The organism is Flavobacterium hydrophilum (genome assembly GCF_003202405.1).
Lineage (GTDB): Bacteria > Bacteroidota > Bacteroidia > Flavobacteriales > Flavobacteriaceae > Flavobacterium > Flavobacterium hydrophilum.
Genome location: NZ_QJHL01000007.1, coordinates 1 through 23,975 on the forward strand (window position 1 = coordinate 1; position 23,975 = coordinate 23,975).

At 34.4% G+C, this 23,975-nt stretch carries 14 protein-coding genes; 8 read left to right on the forward strand and 6 right to left on the reverse strand.

The window, feature by feature from the left end:
• The 4 genes from DMB68_RS20930 to DMB68_RS20945 all read right to left on the reverse strand — a co-directional run.
• Positions 1-2,545: leucine-rich repeat domain-containing protein (locus DMB68_RS20930; protein WP_124019459.1), on the reverse strand; the 2,545-nt coding region annotated here is incomplete at its 3' end.
• Positions 2,546-2,560: 15 nt separating this feature from the next.
• Entirely contained in the window at positions 2,561-8,245 is a 5,685-nt protein-coding gene (locus DMB68_RS20935; RefSeq protein WP_110348592.1) for a hypothetical protein, read from the reverse strand.
• Complete coding sequence (locus DMB68_RS20940; RefSeq protein WP_110348593.1) at positions 8,242-8,850, reverse strand: hypothetical protein; 609 nt, start codon at positions 8,848-8,850, stop codon at positions 8,242-8,244. The genes DMB68_RS20935 and DMB68_RS20940 overlap by 4 nt, the downstream gene beginning before the upstream one ends.
• The gene (locus DMB68_RS20945; protein ID WP_317047379.1) at positions 8,834-9,337 is read right to left on the reverse strand and encodes an OmpH family outer membrane protein; all 504 of its coding nucleotides are present in this window, start codon (positions 9,335-9,337) and stop codon (positions 8,834-8,836) included. Before DMB68_RS20945 ends, DMB68_RS20940 begins: the two co-directional genes overlap by 17 nt.
• 460 nt (positions 9,338-9,797) lie before the next feature.
• On the opposite strand from DMB68_RS20945, the gene DMB68_RS20950 reads away from it, so the two are divergent.
• A complete protein-coding gene (locus tag DMB68_RS20950; RefSeq protein WP_110348595.1) occupies positions 9,798-10,046 on the forward strand; it encodes a hypothetical protein in 249 nt (82 codons plus the stop codon).
• Positions 10,047-10,180: 134 nt separating this feature from the next.
• Here DMB68_RS20950 and glmM read toward each other — a convergent pair whose 3' ends face one another.
• Positions 10,181-11,554 carry a phosphoglucosamine mutase gene (gene glmM / locus DMB68_RS20955; RefSeq protein WP_110348596.1) on the reverse strand — a complete coding sequence of 458 codons (1,374 nt, stop codon included), beginning with the start codon at positions 11,552-11,554 and terminating at the stop codon, positions 10,181-10,183.
• Between the two features lie 367 nt (positions 11,555-11,921).
• Here glmM and DMB68_RS20960 point away from each other — a divergent pair, with 367 nt between their 5' ends.
• Positions 11,922-12,572 (forward strand): sugar-binding protein, encoded by a 651-nt coding sequence (locus tag DMB68_RS20960; protein ID WP_110348597.1) that lies wholly within the window; start codon positions 11,922-11,924, stop codon positions 12,570-12,572.
• Between the two features lie 5 nt (positions 12,573-12,577).
• Here the strand turns inward: DMB68_RS20960 and DMB68_RS20965 are convergent, their stop codons facing one another.
• A complete protein-coding gene (locus tag DMB68_RS20965) occupies positions 12,578-13,618 on the reverse strand; it encodes a LacI family DNA-binding transcriptional regulator (protein WP_110348598.1) in 1,041 nt (346 codons plus the stop codon).
• A gap of 410 nt (positions 13,619-14,028) precedes the next feature.
• Between DMB68_RS20965 and DMB68_RS20970 the strand changes: the two genes are divergently transcribed.
• From DMB68_RS20970 to DMB68_RS20995, 6 genes are all read left to right on the forward strand, one after another.
• The gene (locus DMB68_RS20970; RefSeq protein WP_110348599.1) at positions 14,029-15,105 is read left to right on the forward strand and encodes a mevalonate kinase family protein; all 1,077 of its coding nucleotides are present in this window, start codon (positions 14,029-14,031) and stop codon (positions 15,103-15,105) included.
• A gap of 24 nt (positions 15,106-15,129) precedes the next feature.
• Positions 15,130-16,002, forward strand: coding sequence for a sugar phosphate nucleotidyltransferase (locus tag DMB68_RS20975; protein WP_110348600.1), 873 nt, complete (start codon positions 15,130-15,132; stop codon positions 16,000-16,002).
• A gap of 21 nt (positions 16,003-16,023) precedes the next feature.
• Positions 16,024-16,947 (forward strand): NAD-dependent epimerase/dehydratase family protein, encoded by a 924-nt coding sequence (locus tag DMB68_RS20980; RefSeq protein ID WP_110348601.1) that lies wholly within the window; start codon positions 16,024-16,026, stop codon positions 16,945-16,947.
• Between the two features lie 82 nt (positions 16,948-17,029).
• Positions 17,030-18,412: a sugar MFS transporter gene (locus tag DMB68_RS20985; RefSeq protein ID WP_231131713.1), complete on the forward strand. Its 1,383-nt coding sequence runs from the start codon at positions 17,030-17,032 to the stop codon at positions 18,410-18,412.
• Positions 18,413-18,446: 34 nt separating this feature from the next.
• On the forward strand, positions 18,447-20,375 hold the full coding sequence (gene nagB, locus DMB68_RS20990; RefSeq protein WP_110348602.1) for a glucosamine-6-phosphate deaminase: 1,929 nt from the start codon (positions 18,447-18,449) through the stop codon (positions 20,373-20,375).
• 421 nt (positions 20,376-20,796) lie between these two features.
• Positions 20,797-23,949, forward strand: a complete 3,153-nt coding sequence (locus tag DMB68_RS20995) for a polysaccharide lyase family 8 super-sandwich domain-containing protein (protein ID WP_110348603.1) — start codon at positions 20,797-20,799, stop codon at positions 23,947-23,949.
• The last annotated feature ends 26 nt before the right edge of the window (positions 23,950-23,975 follow it).

Below are 23,975 nucleotides of genomic sequence, written 5' to 3' on the forward strand. Positions count from 1 at the left end.
TGATAGTCATTTGCGGATTGGTGGATACACAATGATAATCACCGGCATTGGCAAGCGTTAAATTCGACAAGGTATATTGTCTGGAAGTTGCACCTGATATAGCGACCCCGTTTTTATACCACTGATAGGTATCAGCAGGCGTAAAACGATTATCCTCATACATGGTCAGGGTCTGGGTTTCTCCAACTGATTTTGTTAGTGTTGTTTCAGAATCTGTTTTAGCCTGGTTTGAATATTGAAAAAAAGTAAGTTTACTTTTGTATGCACTAAATTGAGAAGCAAAATCGACAAATCGAAACTTATTACTTTGAAAACTTAGATTGGTTGTAACATTTGTTAAATTCGGAATATTACCTTCTAATTGGTTATTGTATAAATTAAGGATTTGAAGCTGAGTTAACTGTCCAATTGTAGTAGGAATTGTTCCGTTTAATAGATTATTATTTAAATAAAGGTTTTGAAGTTTTGTTAGTTGTCCAATTGTAGCAGGAATTGTCCCTGTTAATTGATTAACATGTAAATAAAGATTTAGAAGCAGCGTTAACTGTCCAATTGAAGTAGGAATTGTTTCGCTTAATTGATTATAGCTAAAATTTAGATTTATAAGTTTTGTTAGTTGTCCAATTGTAGCAGGTATTGTACCGCTTAATTGGTTGTAGCTCAGATTTAAGCTTTGAAGTTGTGTAAGTTGTATTATTTCATTAGGAATTGTTCCGCTTAATTGATTACTATACAAATGAAGATTTTGAAGGTTTGCTAGCTGTCCAATTTCAACAGGTATTGTTCCACTTAATTGATTAGTGTGTAAATAAAGATTTCGAAGTTTTGTTAACTGCCCAATTTGAATAGGTATTACTCCCTTTAGTTGATTATTGTATAAGGAAAGTTCTAAATTTTCTGTTAATAGTCCAATTTCAGATGGTATTGTTCCGCTTATTTGATTGGAATGCAAATAAAGTCCTGTAAGTTTTGTTAACTTTCCGATTTCAACAGGTATTGTTCCGGTTAATTGATTATTATTTAAATAAAGGATTTGAAGTTGCGTTAGCGGTCCAATTGCAGGTATTACTCCACTTAGTTGATTGGAGCTAATATTAAGATTTTGAAGTTTTGTTAACTGCCCAATTGTAGCAGGTATTTTTCCGGATAATTGATTAACATGTAAATAAAGATTTAGAAGCGATGCTAATTGTCCAATGGTAGCGGGAATAGTTCCGCTTAATTGATTATAGCTAAGATTTAGGTTTGTAAGTTTTGTTAACTGTCCAATTGTAGGAGGAATTGTCCCAATTACTATATTGTAATTTAAATAAAGTGTTTGAAGTTGAGTTAACTGTCCAATTTCAATTGGTATTGATCCACTCAATTGATTATCATTTAGATAAAGAGTATTAAGTTGTGTTAATTGTCCAATTGCTGCAGGAATTGTCCCGTTTAACTTATTAGTGTATAAACTAAGTGTCTGCAGTTTTGTTAATAGTCCAATTTCAGGAGGTATTGCCCCGCTTAATTTATTATTACCAAAAAAAAGTGATGTAAGTTGTGTTAACTGTCCAATTGCAGTAGGTATTGTTCCGGTTAATTGATTAGTATGTAAAGAAATTGAGATAAGTTTTGTTAATAGTCCAATTTCATTAGGTAAAGTCCCGCTTAATTGATTTTGGTGTAGAGAAAGTGATGTAAGCTTTGTTAATAGTCCAATTTCCGCAGGTATCGCGCCACTTAACTGATTAACATTTAAATAAAGTGTTTGAAGTTTTGTTAATTGTCCAATTGAAACGGGTATTATTCCGCTTAATTGATTAGCGTATAAATGAAGTGTATGAAGTAATGTTAACTGCCCAATTGATGTAGGTATTGTTCCGTTTAATTGGTTTTGATGTAAATATAGAGATGCAAGCTTTGTTAACTGTCCAATTTCAGTAGGTATTGTTCCGCTTAATTTATTATTATTTAAATAAAGGGTTTGAAGTTCTGTTAGCTGACCAATTGCTGCTGGTATTGTTCCGTTTAAATTATTATTACTTAAATTAATTGCATTGACATGTCCTCCTATAACACTAATACCATACCAGGCTGAAGTAACAGGAGTACTAAAGTTCCAGCCAGTTTTGTTGGTCCAGTTGTTACCATTGGTACTGTTGTATAGAGCCAATAGAGCATCTTTTTCTGTTTGTGGAATGTCCACCGCAAGAGTACTTGCGGTTTTTGCGGTTAGACTATTGTTTACGGCTAAACTCTTGTTTGTATTTAGGGTATTATTTTGGATTATATTTGTTTCTGCTTTTAAGGTTAGCTCCGATGACATTTTTTGCAAAATTTCATCTTCACTTTTTTTCATTGCTGCATACTGTTCATTATGAAGCTTACGCATAAGTGCAACTTCTTGTTGTATGTTCTCATCTGTAAGACCTCGCTTTTTTAATGTCACACTAATTCTGGCAGTATCAAAGCCTGTTTCCTGATCGCTGAAATTTTGAGAAAATACAGTAGTGATACTCAAAAAGAGTAGTATGCTGAAAACAAATCGGCAGGTTAATTTCATTTGAATTTTAAAGTATTATTGAACTGTAGTTCCTGTTGGAGCGCAAAGAATTACTTGTTTTTTTACTGTTGCTTTTTTACCGGGAGCTATCCTTAAACTTTTTCGTCCTGTATGAGACTGAGAAGAAGATACACTGATGTCGTTTTGTTTTAACTGCGCTTTATAATCAAAATGCGATGCTTTTACACATTCAGGATTACTGTCATAATCTTCAAATCCATCATTGGCAAGTTCATTATACTTTGTGTTGGAACCGACGGCGACAGGAAAACGATTGTTATAGCCATAAATAGCAGAGGAATAGCGGTTTAAGGCATCTCTGTTTTCTACTTCCTGACCATATGGGTTGTACTGCGTAACTTCTGAAGCATAGGTCCATTTGTCAGTGTTTTTTATACTCCATTTATTATCTTCAAAAAGGTAGAATGAAGCAAAATCGATAAAAAATCCTGTTTTACGAGGTGTAGGGTCAGCAGTATAATTTCGTCCTGTTAAATAGGCAAAAGATTTATTGGCTCTCCAGTTTCCTAAAACATTATAGAGATATGGATTGTAATATTTATCAGAATCAGCATCGTCATCTTCACTTATTATTTTTTCATATTCATATATTAAACTTCCATCTTCTGCAAATGTCATTTTTGGCAGATTGCATTCACATTGTGAAGGCCATATATCATTATATTCTACTGCAGAAGCATTTACAATTCTGTCATTAGCATTTGGAAGATAGGCAGGATTATTCTTTGATTCGGCAGCTGCTATTACATCTCTTGGACCGGTTATATCATTATTGGCATTATACTTATACAATGGGTTTCTCATAGAAGTTATACTTGCCATTGAAGCCATTTGCATATTACGATATCCTGAACGGATTACTTTCATTTTTCCATCGCTTGCGATATTTTTAACTAATTTTCCATTTATATCGAGCAATTTGAAATTTGTATCGGTTAGTTTTACGATCCAGGCTCTTATATATTGTTTAAATCCTTCGACATCTTTCCCTGTAACCCAGACTTCATCTCCATTAATTAAGTAGTCAGATAGTTTGTCTGTTGAATTTCCTTCGAATCTGTAGCCGTTATCGGATGCTACTATTTTTGATGTTAGCTCTGCATTTTTGGCAGCCTGACTCATCCCGGCATAACTCCAATAGGCAGGGAAATTAAAACTGTAATAATGGTCGTTGTACTCATTTGTCGTTTCAGTTAACAAAACTTCGCCTGTATCAGCATCCCAGGCGAGATTTTTGGTGGACACTTTTGATCCGTTGTCAAAAGCTATTTTTTCAACGAGAATTCCGGAGCTATGAATCACTTTTGTGGTAGTAGCTATCCTAATTTGATCTTCATGTTTAGAATAGGTGTAATTGACCATTGGAACAACAATAACTACCAGGGTAAAAGGCAGGGTTGCAAGATTAAACTGAACTCCTCCGGTTGTCGTGGTGGTTGTGCTTTCCCTGAAATCGTTTATGACATCATAATCTACACCTACCAGTTTATCTCTGATAGCACCTTCAGAGTCAATTGTGGATATAGTATTATTCAGCCTTCCGGAATTTGAGTTTTGAACAGTGGTCGTTTTGCTATAATTGTATTCAACTCCCGAGATTGGTTCTTTTTGATCTTCACCATATACCTGTTGATTTTTTATTTTTCCATCCATATCATTTGTATGAACAGAAAATCCTTGCGATAAAGTAATATGGTTTTTTACACTTAGATTTAATATATTGGCCAAAGCGGTAGACGTATCAAAATTATGTGCCAAAGTGGTACGATCTGTTAGGGTTGGAAATTCTTTTGAAGTGTAAAATTCGGTTACAACAGATCCAGTGGCATGTTTTTTAACCACCATATCTACACTGTTTTGTTTTTTTTCCCTAGGCAAATTTGCTACAGTAACCCTGCTATACGTTATTTTAGGGGATGGAAAAAAAGATTCTCCAAAAGGCTCCTCGACATAATTTTGTACATCCGGACCTAATAAAAGTTCTTTTTTATTTTTATCATAAAAAGGTTTTACAAATGGATTTTCTTTGCAGCCTAAAGGTTCGTAAGTAGCCACACCGGATGAATTACCATCTTTATCGGTATAGGTATATTTCTGTCCATAAAACTGCTTGTAATTGTCATCACTGGTATTTTCGGTCATTACATCCCATTGATCATGAAGCTGGATGTTTTTAACCCTGCTGCCTCCTCCAATTTTATGTCCGTTTGTATTCATAAGTCGAATCCAGGACTTATTCGTAACAAATTTGCTGGCAATTCCATTGTCTTTTAGCTGTTGGTCCGGACTTTTGAAAATATTCGAAAGCTCCTGAATAGAGCCAATTAACTGCATTACAATCCCTTTTACATTTTTAGTGTCTTCCTCTCTGTGTTTATCGTACATTAGACGGCTTAAGTATTGTCTTCCAAAATTCCAGCCTGCCTTTTGTATAGGATTTACCTTTTGTATAGGGCTTACTGGTGTACTAGATTCAAAGTTGTCTCCACTTCCAGTGTCCTGAACTGGAATTGAGGCATATTTGTTCACTCCAATTTCAAAAAGTCTACAGCCAGAAATATCTTTCCTTACATAACCGGTAACATAATCATATTTATCTTCGCTTGCTCCCGGTAAGGGCTTTGTGGTGGTCATGTTAAGAAGGAATCTGAAATACAGAGGGTTGTCTTCGCCTCCTAAAGATTTCAGATAAGTATCTTCAAATTTTTTGACGGCATTAGTTTGATGGATATCAAAATTTTTATCAATTTCAATATAAATATACTTACCCAAAGAAATTTTATTTATGTCGTTATAAATAGTACCGCTAGGGTTATTGCCGCTTCCTACTACTTTAAACATCTGCATGGCTTCCTTATTTTGTACAAAAGCATAGTCATCAGTTTCAAAATTAACTTCAATCTTTCCTCCCGATGGCAGCTGTATTGTTTTAAGCAACCATGTTGCGGCATATAGGTCTGCAGCTTCACGATCACTTTGGTCAACAAACGGGTACTCTGCATTAGAAAGATTTCCTAATGTTTTGCCATCGATAATATCATTTGATTTTTTGTAATTTCCCCATACGTCATAAGCCTTCATGTCATAAGGGACATTCAAATCGTATTCTTTGACGTTGTTTTCGTGGTTAACAGTTACTTTAGAAGCATAGTTGAAAACATAGGGAGTAAATTTCCCCATTTTCGAGTTTTTATAAGTAAAATAAACTTTACTTAGGGTTAATTTACCTCTTTCTCCATCAAGGTCATCATTGTCTTTGTTAGCACCTGTGTTGTTTATATTGTTATCAATTCCTGGGCACAAACTATAATTATACTCAAAATGCGCTTCTTTAATTGGTGTTGGTTCTTCTTTTGCTTCGTATTCGGGCTTAGAATAAAGTGAGATTTTATCGAGTTTATACATTTTAGAATCTTCACCTAATCCTCCGTTCTCATCGGCTACTCCATAACCATCTTTTCTTTCTGAGAGATGAAAAATGGCTACATGTGTTTTGGTAACTATTTTTTTAATATACAGTAATTCTTTCTCTCCATAAATATAATTCCCTTTATTATCTTTCTTGCTCGCACGTAATCCTTCGTCATAATTAGCCATATCTTTTTTGAATGGAACCCTCCACTTATAAGTAGATTTAGCCTTGTTTTTATTTTCGTATTCAAATTTGGTATAGGTGCCTAAGTCATCATCAGAAGGGCCGTCATCAGTCAAATCCTGATATTCAGATGATAAAACAGACGTCAGTAAATACGAATGGGCATAAGCAGGTGTAGTAATACGATTAAAATATTTATCACCATCCTGGTCATTATTTATAGAATTGTCAGCATTTTTTTTATAAGAGACTAAACCATTTTTAAAATCTGCATCTTTTGCTAAGCCCACATCAAAAGTTGTTTCTTTTTTAACGGTATTATAAGCCGCACGCCCGTAAATATAGCGTTCACCGCCGTCTTTGGTGATTTTTATTTCTGAAGTGTGATGATCATGTTTTCCTTTTATAGAAAAAGGGCTGATGTTGTCAAAACCTTCTTTATTTTTGTATTTGCTTGATCCATAGCTTAAAGCTTCTGATCGTGTCAATTTCTGGATAGATTGATTTCTTGACAGACGTTTTTTACGTATAATTGAACCTGTTCCTTCTACCTTTGGTGTTGCAGTAATATCTGTGTAGTAGTTTTTACTGGTTTTTCTTGAAAATTTTCCTCCTTCAATGTTTAACCTTATGGGGCTATAACCTCCTAAATTTTCTTTCAGAATGTTTAATTCCTGATCAACATGGCTTCCTCCAATATTCTTGAAAAAGACTTTTTCATAATCAGGACTGTTGCCGCTCTTTTTTTCTTTAAATCTTTCTAAAGCAGGGTTTAATTGGTTCCATACTGCAGATTTGCTTTTTCCCAATGTTATTGTTTTGTCTATACCAAAATGTACACCACCGCCGGCACCAAACTCAAGACCTAAATTTCCTCCTGAACTTGCATCTGTAGTTTCATTATCGTATACATAGCCTACCTGTGATTTGTACGGGCGGTACATACCTGAGATACCTTGTCCCTGAATACTGTATATGTCATAAGTGTTGTTAGTAACAGGTAATGATGTCGTATTTTTATTAAATGTCCTGTCTTTTTCTCTGTTAAAATCCAGTACATCAGATTTACCGGCATTGTAAGTGTTTTCAAAGCCATAAGCTTTTTCTGTTTTATATTTTTCAGAGTCTTTTATTCCCTGACTTGAAATATACCCTGAGAATTTCATTCCGGGCTCAATTCCCCAGAACTCTCCTTCAATATTAAGATTAAACATAAAATTAGAAGAAGTCATTCCTACTCTTTTAGTAGGTGTAAAGGAAGCATCGATAAAAGATAGTGTGCCTGACATACTTCCCGCACTTGATTCGTTTTCACTCTTATGCTTTTTTATATTTTCTTGATTATTGAATTTAGTAGACAATGACATTCCTATCGTCATACTTTCAACACCTTTTCTGCTATTGTAAGAAACACCTGCATTTAGTCCCGGATATATATCATTGTTTGTTGTACTTCCTAACCTAGGAGAAAAAGAGGCTCTCGGTGAAACGGAGACTCCTTCTGACATAGAAGAAGAAACATCCATACCAACAGAAAGATTATCACTTATTTGATAGCTAAGACCAAAAGTCGAAGAAACACTGACACCGTCATAATTATTGTATTTAACCCCCAAACCTGCGCTGACTTTAACTTTTGATTCCTTTACACCAAAAGCAGTTGCGAAAACATTTGCAGCCGATCCAATAGTAATATTAGGTTTTAGGTTGTTTTCATAAATCATTTCATCACCATTAAAATCATCCGGTATACCACGTAGCTGTCTGTTTATTTGTCCAACATCCAGATTCCAGCCAAGTCCTACCCATGAAGCTTCCTGATCCATGGTTACTCCGGAATTGTAGGCAAGGTTGATTGGATATCCTCCAACATCCATGATTGGTATGTTATAATTAAAATCACCACTGGCTAAATCTACCATGTCTGAAGTCCCGATAGGAGTAAAGGCCTCAAATTCCGGTTGAGAAGGACCACCGGTCAAAGCATAAATCTGCATTGGCTGAAGGGTTTCCAACAATATCATCATGGCTAAATAAATAGCAACTGTTTTTTTAAATTTACTTATTTTTCTTTGCTGGATCATAAGGCTAATGGAGTATAGGTATCTTTAAATTTAAATTTTAGGGTGCCCTTTCTAAAAAGGTAATCTGTATATACTAATTGTATTTTATCATTTGGGTCAATTCCGGAGAAGAACAGCATCACTTTTTGATAAGGAGCTATTTTATAACTACGTTCATAAGTAACTCCCGAGCATGGAATGGTATCTTTTTTTGAAGTCACAACATAAAAGTCTTTATCAAGACCAAACGACATGTATTTTACAGCGTCGGTATATTCCATTCCTGTAAAATCTTTAGCTAGTAAATCTTTCTCTTCGTCCTGCTGAAAAGTAAATTCAATTACACGTTCTCTTTTATTTTCTTCGTAAAGAGAGTCTACCGTTTTTAAGTTTTCTGTACCCTGATCTTTTAGTAAATAATACTGAATTGGGACTTCAGTAGCGGTAAAGCCGATATCCTCAATTTTTTGTGTATAGGCACGGGATTTCCATCCTATTTTTTCTAAGTTAAAATAGCGATCTCTAATCTCTGAATCGTCAATTTTTGTTGATTGGGAATCTTCTTTTTTACAGGAAAACAAAACAAGAAGCAGAAAGGCCAAAACAAGCCTACTTAAGTCCTTCATATTTTTTGTTTATGTATGTAAGTAAATCGTTTGTAACATCAATCTTTTCATCAGCAAATAAAACATTGATTTTATTTTCTGATCCGATTATAAGCTGGTATTTATTTTCTTTAGAGAATTCTGAAGCATAACTTTTTATTCTTGCCCAGATTTTTGAGGATTGTTCAGCAGCGAAATATTGATTAAACTGCTCTAATTCTTCTTTTTGCTGAACGAACTGCTGCATAACCAGTTTTTTTTGTGAAGGAGAAATTTCCGGAGATTGTAGTTTTGTATATAAAGAATCAACGGCCATTTTTTTCAGGTTGAATTCTTTTTCTCCTGAATTTTTTAACTCCTTAGTCATATTAAAATTATCAAAGAGTTTGATGTTATCTACGTACACAATTTTAGGAGAATTATTGTAATTAAATAAAATAAAAAATAGTAAGATTGTGATTGTTAATATGTTGCTAAATAGTAAAACGCTTTTGTAGTTTTTTATCACGGAATTATTGGTTAAATTTCCTGCAAATGTAATTTTTTTTTTAAAATGTTAAAATAATTCTCACTTATTTTGTTAAAATTTTTTAACATTTGTTCCTGATTACACAGACAATAATTAAGTGTGAAATCTAAAATAAAAAGGATGAATTTAATTTTCTTTTATAAGTTTAAGAACAGACGTTTTTTGCAAATTTTTAAAAACACTTTAATAATTTCTCCATGAGAAATTCCAACAGTATATTTCGAGCAAAAAGAAAAGAGTTAAACCAAGTGCGACTGCACATTATAATTTATAGTAAAGACTAGTGTTTTTAAGGTAATTGATAATTTTATTCTTCTTTGAAATTGTTATTAATGTGTTGATAAATAATATTTTATAGATTGTTTCGACGATTGTTTTAAAATAATTAATAGTTATATTTGAATTAATCAAATGGTTTATTAATTTAAAAATATTTACTATGGATAAAGCTATAAAACTAAAAGTTCGTAAGGAGTTAAATGGTCAGCAGCAGTTGAATATAATTAGATTAAAAGGAACTTTAATTTCTAAAGGATATACAGAAATAATACATATCCTGGATCAGGATGATGAATTTCATATCAATTCGTTTGAAACACCTTCGGAGACTACTAATGAAGTGCAGGAATATATTACGGCATTTATTAGTAAAGAAAATTTGACCGATACAATAACCCTGTATAAATAATACTTTTAGTTATTATAGAAACGAAGATTAAAATCCTCAACAATAAATAGTTTACCAAAAACAAAAAATGTTCGATATTCGAACATTTTTTGTTTTAATAAATTGATAACTTTTAAAACCAGATTTTAAAAAGATTAAACTACCAAATCACTAATTTCCAAGGCGATTTCTTTAGCTTTTTCCGGACTTCCTGCTTCCGAATAAACACGTAAAATAGCTTCAGTGTTTGATTTTCTCAGATGAACCCAGCTGTTATTCATTTCGATTTTGATACCGTCTATTGTATTAATTCGATAATTAGGGTATTTATCGACTATTTTTCCCAAAATCGTTTCCATAGATAAATTATCCGGAAGATCGATTTTGTGTTTGTACATAAAATACAATGGAAATTTGTCTTTCAATGCTGATAATGAAAGACCTGATTCTGCCATATAGCTTAACAGAAAACCAATTCCAACTAAAGCATCCCTTCCATAATGTAATTCGGGATAAATCACTCCGCCATTTCCTTCACCGCCAATTATGGCATTCACTTCCTTCATTTTTTCGACAACATTTACTTCTCCCACAGCAGCAGAATAGTATTTTCCGCCTCTTGCTTCCGTAATATCTTTTAAGGCACGGGTAGAGGATAAGTTAGAAACCGTATTTCCTTTTTGATGTGATAAAACATAATCTGAAACGGCTACCAAAGTATATTCTTCATTAAAAGGTTCACCGTTTTCACAAATTACTACCAATCTGTCAACATCCGGATCTACGGCAATACCAATATCAAAATTGCCTTCCTTCATTTTTTTGATTAAATCTCCTAAGTTTTCTGTTAACGGTTCAGGATTGTGGGCAAATTTACCTGTTGGGTCACAATGTAAAAGTTCAATCTGATCAATCCCAAGACTATTCAGTAATAAAGGAACCGCAATTCCTCCGGTAGAATTTACGGCATCAACAGCAACTTTAAATTTTCTTTTGCTGATGACTTCAGTGTTGATAAGTGGCAAGGCTTTAATTGCTTCAATATGATAGTTAAAATAATCATTATTTAGGCTGTAACTGCCCAAATTGTCTACATCGGTATACTGATAATTTTCTGCTTCAATACTTTCTAAAATGACCGTTATGTCTTTGGCTGAAATAAATTCTCCTTTTTCATTTAATAATTTTAAAGCATTCCATTCCTTAGGATTATGACTGGCGGTTAAAATGATACCGCCGAGGGCTTTTTCGGCAACGACTGCCATTTCTACTGTTGGCGTGGTAGACAATCCTAAATCAACAACATCCAGTCCCAGCAACTGTAAAGTCCCGCTTACAATTTTAGAAACAGTTTCTCCCGAAATTCGGGCATCACGACCAATGACGATTTTTTTAATTGTAGTGTCTTTTGTTTTCAGCCAATAACCAAAGGCTGCCGTAAAAGATACAATATCGTTTGGTGTAAAGCCATTTCCTGCAGTTCCGCCAATGGTTCCTCTTATTCCTGAGATGGATTTTATTAAAGTCATAATTAATAATTTTTTGTATTAAAATAATTGTGTTTGCTGATTATTGGTGAAGTTGTTTACGATGATAAGATGATTCTGTTTTTAAATATTTTTTCCAGGTTTAAAGCTGAATTTAAACACGAAAGCAAATTTTAAATTTTATAAAGAAAAACAAGAGTTTGAAATAAAATTTGAAACCAAATAATTGAATTTAAATAACTAAAAATCAATTAGTTATATTTTTGATTATTGAGTTTTATAAATTTTTATGTGACAAAAGTAGCGATACACTATAAAAAAAACAAGCAATTGTGTTAAAAATGTTCTCGAGCACACTATATTTGTAAAAAATAAATCCGGACAAATATTCTAGAATAAATTGCTCATTATGGAAAATGGAAATAATATTTATAAAGTCAATCTGATTAATAAAGAAGAATTAAAAATCACCGGAAAAGGGGAGAGTGATGTCTGGAGGAAATCAGAAGTTTTAAGCCAGTTCATTTCGCCATGGGATTCAAAGGAGCCTTCAAAAATTGAATTTAGAGCATTATATGATGGAGCTAATTTCTTTTTTTGCTTTACTGTTTTTGACACAGAAATTCATATTGACACAACAGATGATACAGCAGACAGTATTAATAACTCAGACAGAGTTGAACTTTTTTTCAGACCAAATCATTCATTAAATCCCTACTACTGTTTAGAAATAGATACTCAGGCAAGAATAATGGATTTTATAGCGTATCCAAATAAAAATTTCGATTTTAACTGGAATTGGCCAAAGGGTGATATTAGTGTCAAATCATCAAAAAATGATAGCAGTTTTACTGTAGAAGGAGCTATCAGTCTGGATTCTTTAAACAAATTAAATTTGATTAAAGGAAATAAAATAGAAGCAGGTGTTTTTAGGGCAAAATATAATTCTAAGATTAATGGCAATTTTGAGCCAGTCTGGATTACCTGGATTGACCCTGAAACGGAAACCCCAAACTTTCATACAGCATCTTCTTTTGGGGTATTCCATCTAATGGACTAAATTAGTTATTCCATATAATAACTGGCGTTTTCAGAATTGACAATATCAATAGGTAAAAGTGCCGAATGGTTAATTTCTTTTCCAAAAATAAAATGATCGACCAAAAAGCTTAATCCCAAATAAACCTGTTGTTTAGGATTTTGATTGATCAGGAAATCAATGGTTCCCTGATTTAGAAAACTTATGTTTTTATCCAACAGGTCATAGCCGATAAGAGCGATCGTATTATTTTTAGTTTTATCAATAATTTCGGCAATTTGATATGCTTTTGATGTAGTGATAAATATACCTGTGAGTTTCGGATTTTCTTTAAGAAAGTCTTCCAGCTTAGTTTCGTAGTTTTTTCTTTTTAATTTTAAAGTAGTGACTTCGTAATCTGAATTTTCTTCTTGGAGAAAGTAATTTCTAAATCCTTTTTCTTTCTCCTGCATGTGCACGGCATTCTTGAATTTTTCATCAAAATGAATGATCGCTATTTGGCCTTTCTGAGCAATAGAATCTATTAATTTTGCAGCAACCCTGCCGCTTCTGTACAAATCCTGACCTACAAAGTTTCTGATTTCATCAGATTCCAGCTGATTATTAAATGTGTTCACTAAGATGTTTTGAGCGCTATATTTTTCTACAGCATCAAGTGCTTCTTTAGAAAATAAAGGCGCTAATAAAACAGCATCGGGTGATGAATTTAAAACGCTTTCGTTTACAGCTATAAAGGATTCTGTATTTTCCGGATCAAAATAATGAGCATTAATGGATAAATTAAATGCTTTGAATTCCTTTTTTGCCTGTTCTATTCCTTTAATACAAGGAAGCCAGTAGGAATCGGATTCAGGATTTGGCAGCACTACACATATAGAGTAAATCTTATTGTTTTTAAGATTTCGTGCAATTAAATTAGGCTCGTAATCTATTTGTTCTAATACAGCATTAATACTTTCCAGCGCTTTTTGAGAAACTTTACCTCTTTTATGTAAAACCCTGTCAACTGTTCCTTTTGAAACACCCGCCAATTGAGCAATATCTTTTATTGTAAGCTTTTTATCCATAACCACAAATATATAAAAGTTTGGTTTATTAATTTTTTTGCAAATTTTCTTAATCCATAAAGTATGTCTTTTCCCTGTAGATTTTCTTAGTTTTTGTTTAGAAAATATAAGGTAAAATCTTAAAGACAGATTTATTTAAAGATGAAAAAGAAAGTTGCGTTTTGGTTTAAAATTTTGAGACAATTAGTAAAATGATTTTTCAATAATACGTCTTTTTTTTCAGTTTCCGTTTCTTTTTTTGTGCTCGAGAACATAAATTTAGTGTGTTCGAGCACATTTTTATGTGTTTTCCTTGTTTTAGTAAAATTAAATCTATAGTTTCGCATTATGAAACCTATATTTAATATGGTTTTACGATGTCGGTTGTGTATTTAAGTTGTTGTTTAACAGAGTTTTGAAAATAATAAAAAGTGAAAAAAATTATATCATTAGCACCAGGGAGAACATGTTTGTTTGGTGATCATCAGGATTATCTTGGGCTGCCTGTTATTGCCTGTGCAATTGACAGGGACATAAGGCTGACAGCAGTGCAAAACAGCACCAGTGTTTTTAATTTAAACATGGTGGATATTAACGAAACGAGGATTATTAAGATCGATGAAACTTTCCCTGAATTAAAACCACGAGATTATTTTGCCTCTTCGTTAAGAGTGCTTAGAAGGTATGGTTGTATTCCAAATATTGGATACGATATCAATATCTCCGGAAATATTCCAATCAATTCCGGAACCTCGAGCTCATCGGCATTGTTGTTGGCATGGATCAATTTTTTGATCGAAGCTTACGGAGTGAATGAAGAAGTGACTCCCGAATTTATTTCTAAAATAGGCTACCTGTCTGAAGTCGTGGAGCACGGAGAACCGGGAGGAATGATGGACCATTACAGTATTGGTGTTGGAAACGTGGTTTACATAAATACTGTAAATCCTTTTGCTGTTACAGTCATAGGAAAAGAACTGAATGGTCTTGTTACAGGGGTTTCAGGAGTTCCAAAGGAAACAATCGGATTAATTGGCGAATTAAAAAATAATGCACTGTTGTCTATTGATTTGGTAAAACAAAATGATAAAAGTTTTGATTTAAATACTGCTGAAATTGAAGATTTAAAAAAGTACTCCAACTTTTTACCGGACAGACTGATTCCTTATTTTGAAGCAGCGGTTAAAAATCACCATTATACCAAACTGGCACTGAAAGAATTTCAAAAAGCCTCTCTTGATTTAAAAAAGATTGGCGAATTAATGAACGGTCATCATGCTGTTTTAAGGGATCTGCTAAAAATTACAGTGCCAAGAATTGATGCTATGATTAATGCGTCATTAAAAGCAGGTGCTTATGGAGCCAAAATAGTGGGTTCAGGAGGTGGAGGCAGTATTGTAGCCATAGCTGAACCCGGCAAAGAATCGCAGGTTGCAGAAGCAATGCTGGCAGCGGGTGCAGTTGCAGCTTATGCTGTAAATGTTGATCCTGGAGCGAGAATAGTATAGATATTAAAATTAAAAAAAAAGAGTATGCATGACAATTTAGTAATTTTAGCAGGAGGCGCTTCTTCAAGAATGAAAAAACCGGCTGAGGTAAGTAATCTGAGCGAGGAAGAAATAGCTCAGGCTAACGAAAGAAGTAAAGGACTGATAGGGGTAGGACCAAATGGAAGACCATTGATGGATTATCTTTTAGTAAATGCAAAAAAAGCAGGCTACAAAAACATATACATTATAATAGGAGAGCAGGGAGATTTATTCAAATCTTTTTACGGAAGCAAGGATAAGGATAATGATTTTCATGGTTTGAATGTTTCGTTTGCTGTTCAGTATATTCCTGAAGGAAGAGTGAAACCATTTGGAACTGCTGATGCATTGTTTCAGGCTGTAGAACAATATCCTGAACTAAACACTCAATTTTATTCGGTTTGTAATAGTGATAATTTGTATTCATCAGAGGCATTGTATGCACTTCGTGAATCGAATAGTCCTAATGCGTTTATCAGTTATGATCGTGATGCAATGGAATTTCCTTCTGAGCGTATCTCTCGTTTTGCGGTGGCAGAATTGAATAAGGATAATTTTCTTCTTGATATTGTCGAAAAACCGGATGCTGCTGTCGTAGAATCTTTTAAAGATGCTGAAGGTAAAATCAGGGTGAGCATGAACGCCTTTAAGTTCAAAGGAGAAGCCTTATATCCTTATCTTAAAAATTGTCCGGTTCATCCCGAAAGAGATGAAAAAGAATTACCAACTGTACTTTTGAATCTATTACAGGATTTTCCGAATACGGCATTAGGAATCCCTTTTTCTGAACATGTTCCGGACTTAACGGCAAAAGAGGATATTGTAGAAGTAAAAGCCTATCTGAAAAAACATTTCCCTGTACTGGACTGGAATTAATAATTTTTAACTGAAAACGAAATGAAAAAATATGTAATCACAGGAGGTGCAGGATTTATAGGAAGTCATATTGCAGAACAGCTATCCGGAGAAGGGCATGAAGTAATTGTACTGGATAGTTTAAGAACCGGATTCGAAAAAAATCTCAACGGACTGAATGTTCAGTTTGTTCATGGAGACATAAGGGATAAAAATCTTGTAGAAAAGTTGGTACAAGGCGCAAGTGGTATTTTTCATCTCGCAGCTTTGGTTAGTGTTCCCGAATCGTTATTGCGTTTAGATGAGTGTATTGATATTAATACCATCGGAACCATTAATATTCTGGAAGCTGCAAGAAAAAATAACGGATGCAAGGTGGTACTTTCTTCTTCGGCTGCGAACTATGGAAATAACCCTGTTCTGCCTAAAGTAGAAAGTATGATTCCGGAACCGATGACTCCTTATGCCATTACAAAATTAGACGGAGAATTTTATCTAAAAATGTATCAGGATCAATGGAATGTTCCGACAGCTTCACTGCGCTATTTCAATGTTTTCGGACCAAGACAAAACCCTCAGTCGGCTTATGCGGCTGCGGTGCCTATTTTTATTAATAAAGCGCTTCAGAATGAAGCGCTAACAATATATGGTGACGGTTCTCAAACCAGAGATTTTATTTATGTGAAAGATGTGGTAAAAGCGAATATTCTGGCTTCTCAGATTGGGACAGAAACGTATAATGTTGCTTTGGGATACAGCACTTCTATTTTAGAATTAGCAGAAAAAATAATTAAAATCACAAATTCCAAATCCCAAATTCAGTTTCTGGAAGAGCGTTCCGGTGATATAAAACATTCAAAAGCAGATCCGTCAAAATTTAATGATTTAGGATTTAAACCCGGTCATTCGATTGAAACTGCTTTAGAAGAAACCATTGCCTTTTACCATCAGGAATTGCTAAAATAAAAAAGGATGATTTGATTCATCAGACAAATTTTGATACTTTTCAAAAAGAATAGATTTACCAAATAAATACTGTATTGAACAAATGGCACAAACTCAAAACACATTAGAAAAAGGTCAGGGTAATGTTTTAATTCCTATGGCAATTTTGACCCTGTTATTTTTTATTTTAGGATTCGTTACCTGGCTAAATGGACCATTAATTCCATTCTTCGAAATTGCCTGTGATTTAACCGGATCGCAAGCCTATTTTGTAACTTTTGCCTTTTACATTGCTTATTTTGTAATGGCGATTCCATCTTCATGGATTATAGAAAAAACAGGTTATAAAAATGGTATTTCACTCGGTTTAACTGTAATTGCCATTGGTGCATTTATGTTTTATCCTGCTGCAGAAACGAGAACCTTTCTTTTGTTTTTGATAGCCTTATTCATTATGGGTACAGGATTGGCTATTTTGCAAACCGCTGCTAATCCGTATGTTGTTGTAATTGGCCCAAGAGAAAGTGCCGCAGCAAGAATTAGTGTTTTGGGAATTGCCAATAAACTGGCAGGATTTATAGCTCCGTTAGTATTGACCACTTTGGTACTCTCCAACATGAAGCAGTATACGAAGGAAAAAATAGATCTCCTGGATGCTGCCGCCAAATCGGCTACACTGGACACACTAGCACTGCAATTACAAACACCTTACATCTACATGGGAATTGTAATTTTGATTTTGGCAATTTTAGCGAAGTTTTCCCCTCTTCCTGAAATAGACTTAGATGAAGATGGTCACGTTGCCGATTTAAGTATTTACAAACAAATTAAAAGTGCATCAAAATACCCTCAGCTTGTTTTGGGGGCAATAACGCTGATGCTATATGTTGCTGCAGAGGTTATTGCAGGTGACACCATTGGAACTTTTGGAAAACAGCTTGGAGTTTACGGAGAAAATGGTGATTTCTATCTTAACCTGACCTCATTTACCATGACCGCAATGCTGATAGGCTATATCGTCGGAATTACTTTAATACCAAAATACCTGTCTCAGGTTACGGCATTAAAAATTTCAGGAATTTTGGGAGTTGTTTTGGTAATCTTAATAGTTTCTTTATCTCCGGGAATTATCATTCAATTACCTTTATTACCAGATTTGCCTTTGATAATTATTTTGGTCGCCCTGTTTGGACTTGCCAATGCGCTTTGCTGGCCGGCAATCTGGCCTTTGGCGCTTCAGAATTTAGGAGGTCATACTAAAATTGGCGGAGCAATATTAATTATGGCAATCATTGGCGGAGCAATATTTCCATTATTATACGGACTTTTAGCAGAAAGTATCAATCTGGCAAATGGAACGGAACACATTTTAACAACAGAAAAATCCGGAAACCAGATAGCGTATTTAATGCTTTTACCGGCTTACTTGATGATTATCTTCTTTGCGCACAAAGGACATAAAATTACCAGTTGGTCCCGGGCGTAGATTCACAATAAATAAAATTTAAAATTAACTTACAATGTTAAAAAGTAATATAGACAAATCTACAGGATTTGAAAAGCGATTTGAAAACATTAATACAGTGGTTTTTGAAAACTCTACCGCTGCTTCTGTATCAGTTGCAAAAGAAATAGCGGCATTGATTCAGTCAAAACAAAAAAACAATGAATTATGTGTTTTAGGTTTGGCAACCGGTTCTTCACCAAAAGGATTATATGCAGAGTTAGTACGTCTGCATAAAGAAGAAGGTTTGAGTTTTAAAAATGTGGTATCATTCAATCTGGATGAATATTACCCGATGGAACCAGATTCAATAAACAGCTACGTGCGTTTTATGAAGGAATTATTGTTTAATCAGGTTGATATTTTGCCTGAAAACATTCATATTCCGGACGGAACTTTATCAAAAGAAGAAATTGCGAATTATTGTGCCGATTATGAAAACAAAATTGAAGCTCTGGGCGGAATTGATTTACAGATTTTAGGAATTGGAGGTAACGGTCATATCGGATTTAATGAATCAGGATCTTTGCAGAATTCAAAAACACGTCTGGTTGCCTTAGATCATATCACCAGAGTTGCAGCAAGCGGTGATTTTTCAGGATTGAGCAATACACCAAGAACAGCAATTACGTTGGGTGTAAAAAAGATAATGGAAGCAAAACAAGTGATTTTAATGGCTTGGGGAGTTGGAAAATCCAATATCATCAAAGCTTCTGTTGAAGGTGAAGTGACAAACCGTATTCCGGCTTCTTTTCTTCAGGAACATCAAAATGCTGTTTTTGTTTTGGATAAAGAAGCTTCTTCAAAACTAACCAGAATCAATACGCCATGGCTGGTTGAGAAAATTGTCTGGACAGACAAACTCATCCGAAAAGCTGTTTTAGGATTGGCGCTTCATTTGCAAAAACCAATTTTAATGCTGACCGATGCAGATTATATTGAAAACGGAATGAGCGATTTATTAGCAGATTCAGGTCCTGCATACGATATCAACATCAAAATATTCAATCAGTTACAAAATACCATTACGGGATGGCCAGGCGGAAAATCGAATGCAGATGATTCACACAGACCTGAAAGAGCTGAGCCTTCAAGAAAAAGAGTGTTAATCTTCAGTCCGCACCCAGATGATGATATCATTAGTATGGGAGGAACTTTTATGCGATTACAGGATCAGGGACATGAAGTGCATGTAGCGTATCAAACCTCAGGAAACATTGCCGTTGCTGATGATGAAGCGTTACGATTTGCCAGTTTTGTTTGCGATTACAATGATAAATTTGGAATTAAAAGTGAAGAAGCTGAAACCATTTATAAAAAAGCTTCTGCATTTTTAAAGAACAAAAAAGCAAGTGAAATCGACATTCCGGAAGTTAGATATATAAAAGGATTAATCCGAAAAGGAGAAGCGCGTGCTACAAGTCATTTTGTTGGTTTACCGGACGAACAGATTCATTTTATGGAGCTTCCTTTCTATGAAACTGGTAAGATTGAAAAAAATCCTATTGGTAAGGAAGATATTCAGTTAACGATGGATTTAATCGAAAAAATCAAGCCACATCAAATTTATGCTGCAGGTGACTTAGCAGATCCGCACGGAACACACAAGGTATGTCTGGATGCTATTTTTGAAGCTGTAAAAAATCTGAAACAAAAAGATTTCATGAATGACTGCTGGGTTTGGTTATACAGAGGAGCATGGCAGGAGTGGGGGATTGACGAAATCGAAATGGCCGTTCCGATGAGTCCGGATCAGGTACTGGCAAAAAGACACGGGATATTTAAACATCAATCTCAAAAGGACGGTGTTGTGTTTCAGGGATCAGATGCAAGGGAATTTTGGCAGAGAGCCGAAGACAGAAACAGTGAAACAGCCAATTTCTATAAACAGCTCGGTCTTGCTACTTACGCAGCCATGGAAGCGTTTGTGAGATGGGAATATTAGTGTAAAGAATCTTATTTTGCCCCAAAAAAATAAATGATTCAAAAGACCTTTAAAATTAATTTTTTAAAGGTCTTTTTGTTTTTAAATTCTTTAGAATTTAAATTTTACACTACTCAGTTTTATCTTATAATTTTAAAATGTGTTCGAGTACATTTAAGTGTTCTCGAGCACATTTTTGTGTTTTTCCTTGTTTTTATGAAACAGTTTTTGTAATGTTGTGAGGCTTAAGCGCTATAACCAATCTTTATTATCATTTTAATTTGATTTGAAACAAGCTGTGTTTTAATTCTTTCCGTGCTTGGTAGATGTTTCTTCCAAATTAGCAATGGAGAATATTAAATGGCTTTTGTATTGTATGTTGGCGGATTCGATTTAAAATGTTAATGAAAAAAAAATTAACTAATTAAAAATCACTAAAAGAATGAAATCTAAAATTACGCTGTTACTGATTTGTTTGTTTTTAATTTCAAATAAAATCAGTGCTCAAATTATAATTGACGGATTCAACTATAATTGGGCAAGAATTGAAAATACTACCCCTGTAACGCTGGCTTCTACAGATGCAGACAATGGAGATGGTCTTAATGATGGTGCAATGCTTATTAAAGGAACTGCCAATACACCTGCACTTCAGGGTGTGCAATATACTTTGGGTGGAAGCCCGCTAACTGGCGAGCAGATTAATCTTGAAATAAAATATTATCAAAATGCGGCATCATTTGCAAGATTCAAAATGCAGGTTTATAATGTAACGGATAATCTTGTTTTGGCAGAAACGGCTCAAATTACCACTAGTACAGGAGTTGTTGGTACATCAACATTAGCCTATACTTTTACAGCATCAAGTGTTGGCGACCAGATTATGGTTCGATTTGTTCGTGCAGATGACCTGAATATTGTTCGTGTAGCAGCTTTGGATTATCTAAAGGTAAATGGAGAATTTATAAATATGATCGAAGTATGTAAACCAATATTTAATTTTGATCTATCCCTCACAACAGCTACCACTGCAGAAATTAATGATTTAGCTGCGATTCGTAATAGTTTGTCAAATCAGCTGCTAGGAACAACGGCTCCTACAACAGCTCAGCTAAATACTGCTCTGGCGCAATACGACGCTTTAAACATAACGGTAACAGGGACGAATATAACCGGAAACGCTATAACTGACGATTCGCAAATTAATTTTTTAAAAATGTTTGCCAGGTATTTGAAATTTAATCCAACAGATACCAATGTAAGCGACAAAGCGGCAAAAGCGGTTTGGTATATAGCGAGTCTGAACTGCAGCCCGAAATCTAATGCTGCTTTGACTTTTTATAGCTATCCTACTTTTTCGCGTGGTGCCATTTTTCTGAATTCTTACCTTTCGGATACAGTAAAAGCGATATTTGGAAACACACTTTATCAGGAAACAGCTTTATTCAAAAATCTCTTCGATGTCAATTACGATTTCAACACAACACAAACCGATGCCATTAATACAGATACGATGTATCTCGATATAGATGTTTTACTGGCTTATGCGGACTGGTTTAAAACCAATGATGAAAAAATACGATATTTAAAAACTGTTAAAAGATATCTGGACCGTTTCTTAATTTATACTTATGGTGCAAAAGACGGTTTGAAAAAAGATGGTTTAGGTTATCATCACAACGCCGCTTATGATGGATATATGTATGCCTATAATACCGTTTCAGTAGCTTTGAAAGCTTTAGAAGGTACTGGTTTTCAAATTGACCAGGCTTCTTATCTTAGATTTAGGGATGCAGTTTACGCACAAACAATGTATTCTAACGATGCAGGGGTAAAGCCTTTTGCAATGGCGGGAAGAAATCCGCAGTCAAAAAACAGTACACTGGCATCTGGTACTTTAGCTAATACTGCAATATCCGGCGGAAAAATTTTAGGATTAAGTACTGCAGATCCTACCTTAAGCGGAATTTACAATAGAAAATACGGGGTTAACAGTCAGTTTAATAACAGCACCGTTGCTCCATTTGAAGAAGGTTTTATTCAGTTCAACTACGGTAACTTAGGGATTTACAGAAAAAATAACTGGGTCGCTTCGATGAAAGGACAATCTGATGTTTTATGGGGTTCTGAGATTTATATCAATCAGAACAGATTTGGAAGATACCAAAGTTATGGTGCATTAGAAATTATATATCATGGAAACAGCAGTACAGGAAACGGTTACAGCGAAATAGGATGGGACTGGAATTACAACCCGGGAGCTACAACAATTGTATTGCCCTGGGATAAGTTACATGCCGAAAAAGAACGTGTTGATGAATACAATACCTATGGTTTTGCCGGTTCTTTAGCATTAAATCAGTTAAACAATGGTGTTTTGTCCAACACCACAGGACAATCAGGATTATTTTCGATGAAATTTAAAGAGCGTAATAATTTAGGTTTCGGAGGCACTTATGGAGCGATTACCCATAATGCTACTTTTGAATTTACTAAAACGTATTTTGCCATTGACAGTTTTATTATCTGTCTGGCCAGCGGTATTAAAAATGACGATACTGTCAATCCTACCGTTACGACATTGTTTCAAAGGCTTAATAACAATTCAGCAGATGTTTTGGTAAACGGAAATGTAAAAACAAGTCAAAGCACAGAGTCATTTTTAGCAACTTCGCCTAACTGGATCATTGACAATTATAATACGGGTTATTATATTTTACCGAATTCAGGAACCTTAAAAATTAGAAATTCTGCTCAGACGACACCTTATCAAAACCAAACGACTCCGACTGAAGCTACTATAGCGGCCAATTCATCCAATAATTACCATCTTGCTTACCTTGATCACGGAAATGCCCCAACAAACAGTTCTTATGAATTTATTTGTATGCCTTTGGCAGATTCGGCTAAAATGACACAATTTGCTCTGGAAATGCAATCTTCCAATAAACCTTATACTGTTTATCAAAACAATACCAATCAGCAAATAATTGAGCATAAAAGCTCTAAAACATGGGCATATGCGTTACCTGCTGCGAATACTACGATTACTAACGGATTGCTAAAAGCAAATGACACGCCGTGTTTGGTTATGTATAAAGGTTTAAATGAAAACTTTTCTGAAATAGTGCTGTCTATAAGTAATCCGGACATGGGAGCTGCACCATCGACACCAAAAGTGATTACCCTAAAATTAAGTAATGAATGGAATTTGTCACAGCTAAATTCTAATGCGAATATTGTTTCAGCTACAGCTACAGAAACTATAATTGCATTTACTGTGGCTGATGGTCTTCCGGTCGAAATAAAATTAGTATCATCAGCTAACACGCTTAAAATTGATGAAGAAACGTTTAATTCGCCAAATGTTGTTTTATATCCTAATCCTGTTCAGGACTATTTTAACATCAACGTAGCTGAATTACAAGCAAATGCAACGATTCGTGTATACAACGTTTTGGGCAACAAGGTTCGTGAAGTTCGTTTTAACAATGTGCCAAAAAGGGTTTTTGTTGGCGATTTATCAGTTGGTACTTATTTTGTAGTAATTCAGAATGGGAGCCAAACCTTTAAAACTAAAATTATTAAAAAATAAAACTTAACTAGATTCCCAATCAAAAT

What these genes read in the sequence shown, in the direction of transcription:
- DMB68_RS20935 (WP_110348592.1), bottom strand. Translation starts at nt 8,245, where the DNA reads ATGATCCAGCAAAGAAAAATAAGTAAATTTAAAAAAACAGTTGCTATT.
- DMB68_RS20975 (WP_110348600.1), top strand. Translation starts at nt 15,130, where the DNA reads ATGCATGACAATTTAGTAATTTTAGCAGGAGGCGCTTCTTCAAGAATG.
- DMB68_RS20950 (WP_110348595.1), top strand. Translation starts at nt 9,798, where the DNA reads ATGGATAAAGCTATAAAACTAAAAGTTCGTAAGGAGTTAAATGGTCAG.
- DMB68_RS20980 (WP_110348601.1), top strand. Translation starts at nt 16,024, where the DNA reads ATGAAAAAATATGTAATCACAGGAGGTGCAGGATTTATAGGAAGTCAT.
- glmM (WP_110348596.1), bottom strand. Translation starts at nt 11,554, where the DNA reads ATGACTTTAATAAAATCCATCTCAGGAATAAGAGGAACCATTGGCGGA.
- DMB68_RS20985 (WP_231131713.1), top strand. Translation starts at nt 17,030, where the DNA reads ATGGCACAAACTCAAAACACATTAGAAAAAGGTCAGGGTAATGTTTTA.
- DMB68_RS20960 (WP_110348597.1), top strand. Translation starts at nt 11,922, where the DNA reads ATGGAAAATGGAAATAATATTTATAAAGTCAATCTGATTAATAAAGAA.
- nagB (WP_110348602.1), top strand. Translation starts at nt 18,447, where the DNA reads ATGTTAAAAAGTAATATAGACAAATCTACAGGATTTGAAAAGCGATTT.
- DMB68_RS20940 (WP_110348593.1), bottom strand. Translation starts at nt 8,850, where the DNA reads ATGAAGGACTTAAGTAGGCTTGTTTTGGCCTTTCTGCTTCTTGTTTTG.
- DMB68_RS20995 (WP_110348603.1), top strand. Translation starts at nt 20,797, where the DNA reads ATGAAATCTAAAATTACGCTGTTACTGATTTGTTTGTTTTTAATTTCA.
- DMB68_RS20965 (WP_110348598.1), bottom strand. Translation starts at nt 13,618, where the DNA reads ATGGATAAAAAGCTTACAATAAAAGATATTGCTCAATTGGCGGGTGTT.